We start from the raw sequence: 7300 nt of genomic DNA on the forward strand, positions 1-7300 counted from the left end.
CCTTCGGCATTCCCCTTGAATGGTTCATGGCGCTGGAGCAACCGACGGTGTGGCCGCTGTTCACGGCGGCGCCGAAGCTCAGCGAGACCAATTATCTCGGCCGCTTCGGCTTTATTCCCGACAGCGTGATCCCAGGCAGCCCTGATCCGCTGCCGATCGGCTTCGCGCCGAGCAGCCCGATGGCCGATGCCAACGGCGCGCCGTGGCGCAACCCGCACACGAAGGAGGACATGCACGGGGTCGGGCTGACGTGCTCTGCCTGCCACACCGGAAGCTTCAGCTATCGCGGCACCGAGATCGTGATCGACGGCGGACCGGCCAACACCAACCTGTTCGAGTTCCAGAAGAGCGTCGGCGTCTCGCTGCTGCTGACCCGGTTCTGGCCCGGCCGCTTCTCGCGCTTTGCCGAGGCGATCCTCGGCAAGGAGGCCAGCCTCGATGAGCGCATGGCGCTGCGCGGCCAGCTCGATCTCGTGCTGAAGCAATACGCCAACATCAATGCACTGGAGGGCAAGGTCGCCGCCAACAGCGTCGAGGAAGGCTATGCGCGGCTCGACGCGCTCAACCGGATCGGCAACCAGGTGTTCTCGATCGACCTGAACAATCCCAACAACTACGCCTCGCATTCGGCGCCGGTGCATTTCCCGCGGATCTGGAATGCGCCGTGGTTCAGCTGGGTGCAGTATGACGGCTCGATCATGCAGCCGATGGTGCGCAATGCCGGCGAGGCGCTCGGCGTCAGTGCCGAGCTCAATCTGCTCGATGAATCCAGGGGACTGTTCAAATCGAGCGCGCGGATCGACGTGCTGCATGAGATGGAGCGGATGATCGCCGGCGAGCCACCCAGCGAGGACAAGGGCTTTGGCGGCCTGGCATCGCCGAAATGGCCGGAGAACATTCTGCCGCAGATCAACATGGATCTCGCGAAGAAGGGCGGCGAGCTTTACAAGACGCACTGCCAAGGTTGCCATGGCCCCGCGATCGACAGCAAGGCGCTGCCCGCAAGCGAGGCCTTTGCGCTGTTCAAGGACAAGAAGCGCTGGATCAAGAACGACGCCGGCCAGCCGCTGCTCGACGTCGAGATGATCCCGATCAGCCATATCGGCACCGACAGCGCGCAGGCCGAAGGCCTTGCGAGCCGCACCGTCGAGACGCCGGCCAATCTGAACATCAAGGACGGCGGCTTCGGGCCGGCACTCGGCGAACTGGTCGAGAAGACCGTCGACTACTGGTACGACCAGAACAAGATTCCCGCCGAGGATCGCAAGCGCATCAACGGCTACCGGCCGAACGATATCCAGGCGCCGCTCGCCTACAAGGTCCGGCCGCTCAACGGCATCTGGGCGACCCCGCCCTACCTGCACAACGGCTCGGTGCCGACCATCTACGCGCTGCTGTCGCCGCTAAAGGACCGTCCCTCGACCTTCTATCTTGGCAGCCGTGAGTATGATCCCAAGGATCTCGGCTATGCCTGGAAGGACAAGGTCAAGAACGCCTTCCTGCTCGACACCACCAAGCGCGGCAACAGCAATTCCGGCCACGAATTCTCGAACGAGAAGCGCCTCGGCGTGATCGGGCCGGAGCTGAAGGAAGACGAGCGCCGCGCGCTGATCGAGTTCATCAAGACGCTGTAGGAACAAGATCGGGCGGCGCCTTCACCTCTCCCGCTTGCGGGGGAGGTCGCATTGCATCGATAGATGCAATGCGGGTGGGGGCTATTGCCGCGATGCGACTCGTAGAGAGACCCCCACCCCGGCCCTCCCCCGCAAGCGGGAGAGGGAGCGCAGAAGCACCCTCGCCGCTATCTCCTTTGCACCTCAACTCTTCGGCACCGGCTGCCGCCGCGCCGGGCGGGTCATGGCTTCAAGCTCGAGCAGCTGGTTGAGTTGCTCATCGGTCAGCAGCTTTTCCTCCAGCACGATGTCGGCGACCGAGCGGTTCTCCTTCAGCGCGCGGCGCGCCACACGCGAGCTCGCCTCATAGCCGAGCGCCGGCGCCAGCGCCGTGATCAGGCCGATCGAGCCCTGCACCAGGCTGCGGCAACGCTCACGATCGGCCTCGATGCCATCGACGCAGCGCTTGGTCAGCGTATCGATCGCCGCCGTCAGCATGCGCAGCGAGCTCAGCACGCAATAGCCGATGGTCGGCTCGAACGCATTGAGCTGGAGCTGGCCGCCTTCGGCGCACATCGTCACCGTGAGATCGTGCCCGATGACGAGGAAGGCGACCTGGTTGACGACTTCCGGAATCACCGGGTTGACCTTGCCGGGCATGATCGACGAGCCGGCCTGCACCGCAGGCAGCCTGATCTCGCCGATGCCGGTACGCGGCCCCGACGACAGCAGCCGCAGGTCGTTGCAGATCTTCGATACCTTTACCGCGACGCGCTTCAGCACGCCCGAGAACAGCACGAAGGCGCCGAGATCGGACGTCGCCTCGATCAGGTTCGAGGCCAGCACCATCGGCTGGCCGGAGAGCCGCGACAATTCCTCGACTGCAAGCGCGGCATAGCGCGGATCGGCATTGATGCCGGTGCCGATCGCGGTGGCGCCGAGATTGACCTCGCGGAACAGGCTCGAAATCTCGTTCAGCCGCGCGACATCTTCCTTCACGGTGGCGTGGAAAGCGTCGAACTCCTGGCCGAGCGTCATCGGCACCGCATCCTGAAGCTGGGTGCGGCCCATCTTGAGGACGTCGGCGAATTCCACCGCCTTGCCCTTGAAGGCATAGGCGAGGTCATCCAGCGCGCGCACCAGCGGCTGGGTGGCAAAGATCACCGCGAGCCGCAGCGCGGTCGGATAGGCGTCGTTGGTCGACTGCGCCATGTTGACGTCGTCGTTCGGATGCAGCGTGTGATAGTCGCCCGGCTTCTTGCCCATCAGCTTGAGCGCGACGTTGGCGATCACCTCGTTGGCATTCATGTTGGTCGAGGTGCCGGCGCCGCCCTGGATCGCGTCGACGACAAAGGACTCCGCATAGACCTTGTCGGTCGCGACCTGGGTGCAGGCCTTGTCGATCGCATCGGCCTTTTCCGGCGAGAGATAGCCCAGGCGCTTGTTGGCGCGGGCGGCAGCTTGCTTCACCAGCGCCAGCGCGCGGACGAATTCCGGAAAATGGCCGACCGGCACGCCGGTGATCGGAAAGTTTATCACCGCGCGCTTGGTGTGGATGCCCCACAGCGCATTGGCCGGCACATCGTCCTCGCCGAGCAGATCGTGCTCGCTACGGGATTGCGCCTTTTCGATCGGCACGGTGCGGACGGTTGCGATCGCGAGCTCGCTCACGCCGCCGCTGTCGCCGGAGGGTGGCGCGGCGCGTGCAGTGGTGGCGGTCTCAACCTTCGTTTCGGCCATTGGTCACTCCGTTACCTGCTGAAAATCCTGTCGTCAGCGACACCAGCCATGATGCGCCCGACAGACATCGAAAGCCAATGCCTATCGGCAAAGTCTTGCACACTGACGAGCCGAAAAACGCCGAAAGCCGGATCGCAATGCGCGCCGCACCGGGAATCGAGGACTTACCTTATCCGTCATGATAACAACAACTTATAGCTCCAGACCGCGGGGCGCCGCGCGACAGGCGCGGTTGCTTTCTCCGCCCCGTTATCGCGTGCTAGATCAGCACCGACTGGCGCGATGGCGCTGCCGACATTGAACGAACCAAGGACCAAAACCGTGTCCAACAACAATGAAGCGATCACCATCAGATTCCGCTGCCCGGCGGAGCTCGAGGGCAAGATTCCGGAGCCGGTGCCGGCGTCGATGGGTCTTCCAGGATGGCTCAAGACGATGCCGACGCAGGCCTTCAATGCGATGAGCAATCGCGAGGAGGATACCGTCAAACGCTGCCCGCCATTCGTCGATGCGATGACGTCAGGTTTCCTGCTGCCACTGGTCTGCGATCTCAAGGTCGAGAATGGCGAGATGACGTGGGACAACGACCTCCCGGCGGGAGGCGCGCTCGAATTCCCGCGCTCGCCGGTCGGATTCCACGACGAAAGCCAGGTGACCGGCTCGCCGCTGTTCGAGCCCGACCGCTTCGTCATCAAATTCGTCAATCTGTGGACCATCGAGGCGCCGGCGGGCTACTCGCTGTTCTTCACGCATCCGGTCAACCGGTTCGACCTGCCGTTCACCACGCTGACCGGCCTTGTCGATTGCGACCTGTTTCGCGACGGCTGGGTTCATTTCCCGGCACGTTGGCACGACACCAATTTCAACGGCGTCTTGCCCAAGGGCACGCCGGTTGCGCAATGCTTCCCGGTGAAGCGCGAAAACTGGGTCGCGCAGACCGCGGCGATGACGCCGGATGAAACATCGCGCGCGCAGGAACTATCCAACAGGATGTCCCGCGAGCCCGGACTCTATCGCCGCCAGTTTCGGTCGTAGACCGGGCGCGCGAGAGGCGTGGCGAGGCGCATGCGGGCGATGACGGGTGTGGGTGGGGATGAGACTCTCTCCACATGTCGTCCCTGCGAAAGCAGGGACCCATACGCCGCGGCCGCGTTATGAAAGAGGCTCGTCGTTCGGGCATCATGCAACCATTCGCATCGGTGGTTATGGGTCCCTGCTTTCGCAGGGACGACACCGAATATGTCGCGCGATCCAGAGCAGGTCCGGTGTCATCACCCGCGAAAGCGGGTGATCCAGTATTCCAGAGGCGCCGATGCCTGAATCGAGAAGCCGCGACGTACTGGATCGCCCGGTCATCAAGCCGGGCGATGACGAGCGTGAGGGCGCGACAGAATCGGCTAGCTCAGAAACTTCGCAAACCCGCTGGGACGGAAGAAGAAGCGGCCATGCGATGCCATGGTAAGCGCGGACGTGGTGCGGCCGATCATTTGCGGTCGGCCGCGCAGCGCCAGACGCAGATTTGCTTCGCCGCCGGCGCGATCGCCCATTTCCAGAAGCGCGGCGGAGAAGCTGGTTCGCGTCAGGGGATCGTCGGGGCGCTGCGCCAGCACCTGGCGGTAGAGATCCGCCGCGGCCGCGTATTCGCCCTCCAGCAGCAGCACGCGCGCGAGCGCGGCCAGAACATCGGGATGTCCCGGCGCCGCAACGCGCAGTCTCTCCAGCATCTCGCGCGCGCGGCCGCGCTCGTTGCGCTGGGGCAGCAGCTGCGCCAGCAGGAGCTGAAACTCGAGGCTCCCGGGCGCGAGCGCAAGCGCGCTCTCAAGGACGGCAACCGCCTCGTCGATGCGGCCAGCTGCGTGCAATTGAGCTGCCAGCGCCTGAAATGCGGGCAGATACGGCGGCCGCCGCGCGATGGTCCGGCGCAGCACATCGATCGCCTCGTTGCGGCGACCGGCGCCGCCGAGCGCCGCGCCGAGCAGGGTCTCGAGGCCGGGATCCTCGACGCGGCGCGTGGCACGCTCGAGCGGCGCGATCGCCTCCTCGTTGCGGTTCTGCATCATCAGCGCCCGCGCCAGGATCGAGGCCGCGCCGACATCGGTCCGGTTTGCCTTCAAGACCTCCGCCGCGAGCCGTTCGGCTTCGACGACCTGTCCCATCTGCAAAGCGACCACGGCGCGTTGCAGAACCGGCGATGGGCCGGGCCCGCGACTGGCGGAAGGAGGCGGAGGTTTCGGCATGCGGCCCGTCTTGAGATGCTCCTCTCAGCCGTTATCACTGCCGCCGACGAAGCGTCCAGCGAAAGTCGCATCCGGGCAGGGAATATTCGGACACATCAGCGTGCTGTCCGATGTTACGACCTTGCAGGAACAGCGCGCGACGCCGCGGCCGCACGCTTTGCGACGCTCCAGTGCTGCGCTGCGCCGATCACAACTCCGCCGATCACCGCCCCGAACAAGGCCCGGCTTGAGGTTCGCAACAAGCGGGGGCGTGCGCTGCGCGCAGCCAGGCGGAAAATGGCGATCCCGGGAAGACTCGAACTTCCGACCTACGGTTTAGGAAACCGTCGCTCTATCCGGCTGAGCTACGGGACCGCACCGCCCGCCGCGAAGCATGCGGGCGCAGCCCTCCCATAGCAGAGGTGCCGAATGATCGCCAGCCCGCGCCCCAACGGGCGCGCGCGAAGTTGTGCCTGGTTCGCGGCGGCGCGCGTTACGCCACCTGCCGCGCCGGATTCGCGGCTGCATCCGCCGCGCTGGTCCGGCTCGCCGGCAGAAACTCGATCGCCTCATCCTTCAGCGAGCCGAAGCGCAGCGTCATGATATCGAGCGCATAGTTCTGGTACAGGCGCCACGGTCGGCGCGAGCCCTGCTTGGGGAACCTGGCGGCGGCGCGCTGGATGTAGCCCGAGGAGAAATCCACCCAGGGCAGCTCGGTCACATCAGGGTCGTTCCGCCGCGGCGTCACCTGCGCGTAGCCGTTCGCCTTCATGTGGTTGAGCATGCGGCAGACATATTCGCAAGTCAGGTCGCATTTCAGCGTCCAGGATGCGTTGGTGTAGCCGAAGGCCGCGGCGAGGTTCGGCACGCCCGAATACATCAGCCCCTTGTAGTTCATGGTCTTCGACAGATCGACCGGCGCACCATCGACCTTGATCTCGAGCCCGCCGAGCACCTGCAGATCGAGACCGGTCGCGGTCACCACGACATCGGCATCAAGCACATTGCCGCTCTTGAGCTTGATACCGCCGGGCGTGAAGGTCTCGATCTGGTCGGTGACGACGGACGATTCGCCGCTGCGCAGCGATTGAAACAGATCGCCGTTCGGCACCAGGCAAAGCCGCTGGTCCCACGGATTGTAGCTCGGGGTAAAATGCGTGGCGACGTCGTAATCGGGGCCGAGCGCGTGGCGCACGCCGCCGAGGATCAGCTTCTTCACGCGCTCCGGATCGCGCTTGCAGAGCCGGTAGAAATACATGCCGAACAGCACGTTCTTCCAGCGCGTGAGGCCGTAAGCGAGCTTCGCCGGCAACCGCGCCCGCAGCCAGTTGGCGACCTTGTCCTCGTCCGGCCGCGCCACGACATAGGTCGGCGAACGCTGCAGCATCGTGACATGGGCGGCGGTCTTGGCCATTTCCGGCACCAGGGTCACCGCGGTCGCGCCGCTGCCGATCACCACGACCTTCTTGCCGGCATAGTCGATGTCGTCGGTCCATTTCTGCGGATGGACGACGCTGCCGGCGAAATCGGCGATGCCGGGGAAGTCCGGCGTGTAGCCGTGCTCATATTTGTAGTAGCCGCTGCACATGAACAGGAAGTTGCAGGTGAGGCGCTCGATCGCCTTCTCCGGCCCGCGCTCGACTTCGACCGTCCACTGCGAGTCGGCCGACGACCAGTCGGCGCGCACGACGCGGTGGTTGAAGCGGATCTTCTTGTCGATGCCATAGGCGC

At 64.9% G+C, this 7300-nt stretch carries 5 protein-coding genes and 1 tRNA gene; 2 read left to right on the forward strand and 4 right to left on the reverse strand.

Annotated features, from left to right (window positions below; genetic code table 11):
- On the forward strand, window positions 1–1634 hold a 1634-nt coding region (locus tag QMZ05_RS39745; RefSeq protein WP_353705714.1), incomplete at its 5' end, for a cytochrome c.
- Between the two features lie 183 nt (window positions 1635–1817).
- Here QMZ05_RS39745 and QMZ05_RS39750 read toward each other — a convergent pair.
- Entirely contained in the window at window positions 1818–3353 is a 1536-nt protein-coding gene (locus QMZ05_RS39750) for an aspartate ammonia-lyase (RefSeq protein ID WP_353705715.1), read from the reverse strand.
- A gap of 321 nt (window positions 3354–3674) precedes the next feature.
- Between QMZ05_RS39750 and QMZ05_RS39755 the strand changes: the two genes are divergently transcribed.
- Window positions 3675–4388 (forward strand): hypothetical protein, encoded by a 714-nt coding sequence (locus QMZ05_RS39755; protein WP_353705716.1) that lies wholly within the window; start codon window positions 3675–3677, stop codon window positions 4386–4388.
- A gap of 362 nt (window positions 4389–4750) precedes the next feature.
- Here the strand turns inward: QMZ05_RS39755 and QMZ05_RS39760 are convergent, their stop codons facing one another.
- The 3 genes from QMZ05_RS39760 to QMZ05_RS39770 form a co-directional block, all read right to left on the reverse strand.
- Complete coding sequence (locus QMZ05_RS39760) at window positions 4751–5590, reverse strand: tetratricopeptide repeat protein (RefSeq protein WP_353705717.1); 840 nt, start codon at window positions 5588–5590, stop codon at window positions 4751–4753.
- Window positions 5591–5867: 277 nt separating this feature from the next.
- Window positions 5868–5944: transfer RNA gene (locus tag QMZ05_RS39765), tRNA-Arg, on the reverse strand.
- A 118-nt stretch (window positions 5945–6062) separates the two neighbouring features.
- On the reverse strand, window positions 6063–7300 hold a 1238-nt coding region (locus QMZ05_RS39770), incomplete at its 5' end, for an NAD(P)/FAD-dependent oxidoreductase (RefSeq protein ID WP_353705718.1).

It is taken from the genome of Bradyrhizobium sp. INPA03-11B, assembly GCF_040446015.1.
Classification (GTDB): domain Bacteria; phylum Pseudomonadota; class Alphaproteobacteria; order Rhizobiales; family Xanthobacteraceae; genus Bradyrhizobium; species Bradyrhizobium macuxiense_A.